At 64.7% G+C, this 2,609-nt stretch carries 3 protein-coding genes; all 3 read right to left on the reverse strand.

The genetic code is table 11. From position 1 onward, the window contains the following. Nucleotides 1–128: 128 nt before the first annotated feature. On the reverse strand, nt 129–1,799 hold the full coding sequence (locus tag EOA24_RS33835) for a nitrite/sulfite reductase (RefSeq protein ID WP_126081177.1): 1,671 nt from the start codon (nt 1,797–1,799) through the stop codon (nt 129–131). A gap of 44 nt (nt 1,800–1,843) precedes the next feature. Then, the gene (locus tag EOA24_RS33840) at nt 1,844–2,146 is read right to left on the reverse strand and encodes a DUF2849 domain-containing protein (protein WP_126081176.1); all 303 of its coding nucleotides are present in this window, start codon (nt 2,144–2,146) and stop codon (nt 1,844–1,846) included. Further along, a partial coding sequence (locus EOA24_RS33845; RefSeq protein WP_245501914.1) for an SAM-dependent methyltransferase occupies nt 2,143–2,609 on the reverse strand: 467 nt, incomplete at its 5' end. The genes EOA24_RS33845 and EOA24_RS33840, both read right to left, overlap by 4 nt.

Below are 2,609 nucleotides of genomic sequence, written 5' to 3' on the forward strand. Positions count from 1 at the left end.
CCGCGACCTCGCCGCGGAAGGATTCGCGCGCCGCGCGCTCGATGATCTCGATCGGCTTCAGATGGCCGAGCAGCGCGTCGAGCCCCGCCGCTTCGGCGGCGATGCCGGCCTCGACGTCGACAATACGGTCAAGCGGCCTTGGTTTCGCCAGCATAGAGCGCCTCCTTGAATGGCGCGGGACCGACTCGGCGGTAGGCGTCGATAAAACGTTCGTCGGGACTGAGCCGAAGGCCGAGATAAGTGTCGACGATCTGCTCGATGGCATCGGTGATCTCTTCCGATGAGAAGCCGCGGCCGATGATCTCGCCCACGGAGGTGTTCTCGTCGGCCGAGCCGCCGAGCGTCACCTGGTAGAGCTCGGAGCCCTTCTTCTCGACGCCGAGGATGCCGATATGGCCGACATGGTGGTGGCCGCAGGCATTGATGCAGCCGGAGATCTTCAGCTTCAACTCGCCGATCTCGCGCTGCCGCTCCAGCGAGGCGAAGCGCTGCGAGATTTCCTGCGCGATCGGGATCGAGCGCGCCGTGGCCAGCGCGCAATAATCGAGGCCGGGGCAGGAGATGATGTCGCTGATCAGGTTGGAATTGGCCGTCGCGAGACCGATCTCCACCAGCGCGTCATAGACCGCCTTCAGGTCGGCGCGCGCCACATGCGGCAGGATGAGGTTCTGTTCGTGGCTGACCCGCAATTCGTCGAAGGCGTATTTCTCGGCGATGTCGGCCACCGCTTCCATCTGGCTGTCGCTGGCGTCGCCGGGCACCTCGCCGATGCCCTTGAGCGAGATCGTGACCGCCGCATAGTCGGGATGGCGATGCGTCACGACATTCTGGTCGAGCCATTCCGAAAAGCTCTTGGAATCGAGCCGCGCCTGCTTCACCACATCGTCGCCCTCAGGCCGGGCGGTCAGCGCCGGCGCCGCGAAATAGGCGTTGATGGCCTGAATGTCCGCCTCCGGCAACTTCAGCTCGGCGTCCTTCAGCTCCTGCCATTCGGCTTCGATCTGGCGGGTGATCTCCTCCACGCCGGTCTCGTGCACCAGGATCTTGATGCGCGCCTTGTACTTGTTGTCGCGGCGGCCGTAGAGATTGTAAACGCGCAGGATCGCCGTGCAGTAGGACAGAAGATCAGCTTCCGGCAGGAAATCGCGGATCTTCTTGGCCACCATCGGCGTGCGGCCCTGGCCGCCGCCGACATAGACCGCGAAGCCCAGCTCGCCGGCCGCGTTCTTCTTCAGATGCAGGCCGATGTCATGGGTCTGGATGGCGGCGCGATCGCGCTCGGCGCCCGTCACCGCGATCTTGAATTTTCTGGGCAGAAACGAAAATTCCGGATGCACCGACGACCATTGGCGCAGGATTTCCGCATAGGGGCGCGGATCGGCCACCTCGTCGGCGGCGGCGCCCGCGAAATGATCGGCGGTGACGTTGCGGATGCAGTTGCCGCTGGTCTGGATCGCATGCATCTCGACGCTGGCGAGATCAGCCAGGATCGCCGGAATGTCCGACAGCGCCGGCCAGTTGAACTGGATGTTCTGGCGCGTGGTGAAGTGACCGTAGCCCTTGTCGTATTTGCGCGCGATATGGCCGAGCATGCGCAACTGCCTGCTGTTCAGCGTGCCATAGGGCACGGCGATGCGCAGCATATAGGCGTGCAGCTGCAGATAGACGCCGTTCATCAGCCTGAGCGGCCGGAACTGGTCCTCGGTGATCTCGCCGGCAAGCCGGCGCTGCACCTGGTCGCTGAACTCGGCGACGCGGGCGTGAACAAAATCCTGGTCGAACTCGTCGTAACGGTACATGCTTCGTCTTTCCGGGCGCGTCCGCCCGCTGCTTTTCTAAAATTCTACGCCCCGATGGCTTCCGGGGCGGCCTGCTTGCCGAGATCGGTGCGGATGGTCGGCCCGGCGGCGCGGATCTTTTCGCGCAGCCGCACCGGCTCGGCCAAACCGTCGACCACATCGACGTCGATCAGATTGACGTCGACAACCTCATTGTTGGCGTAGGCAGAGGCGCCGATCGCTTCCAGCCGATCCTCCGCCGCCTTGTCATGTGCGATATCCGCATGACCGACCGTCTCCGCCCAGCCGCCATCGGCGTACCAGACGGCGATGCCGTCGGAGAGCCTGTTCGCGGTCAGAACCTTCATGGCTGAACTCCTTCGGCGACGGCTGAAGCCGCGCCCTCATGCTTATGTGCCGCGAGCGGCTCGGATCGTTCGAAATTGGCGCCAGCGACCGCATCGCCGATGATCGTCATGACCGGACCGGTGAGGTCGGCGCGCTCTTCCAGCGACGGCAGGTCGGCCAGCGTGCCATGGAAACGGCGCCGGCTGCCGAGACTGGCATTCTCGACGACGGCGACAGCCGTGTCCGGCGACAGCCCCGCCTCGATCAGCCGTCCAGCGACTTCGGCCGCGACCGAGCGACCCATATAGACGGCGACGGTCGCGCCCGAGATGGCGAGCTTGGCCCAATCGGGCAGCGAGTTGCCCTTGAGGTCGTGTCCGGTGGTGAACACCATCGAGGACGAGACACCGCGCAACGTCAGCGGCAACTCGAAATCGGCAGCGGCGGCGAAGGCGGCGGTGACGCCCGGAACCACCTCATAGG

This window comes from Mesorhizobium sp. M2A.F.Ca.ET.039.01.1.1, assembly GCF_003998035.1.
In the GTDB taxonomy this organism is placed as follows: domain Bacteria; phylum Pseudomonadota; class Alphaproteobacteria; order Rhizobiales; family Rhizobiaceae; genus Mesorhizobium.

Coding starts and splice junctions, on each gene's coding strand:
- EOA24_RS33840 (WP_126081176.1), bottom strand. CDS start 2,146: ATGAAGGTTCTGACCGCGAACAGGCTCTCCGACGGCATCGCCGTCTGG.
- EOA24_RS33835 (WP_126081177.1), bottom strand. CDS start 1,799: ATGTACCGTTACGACGAGTTCGACCAGGATTTTGTTCACGCCCGCGTC.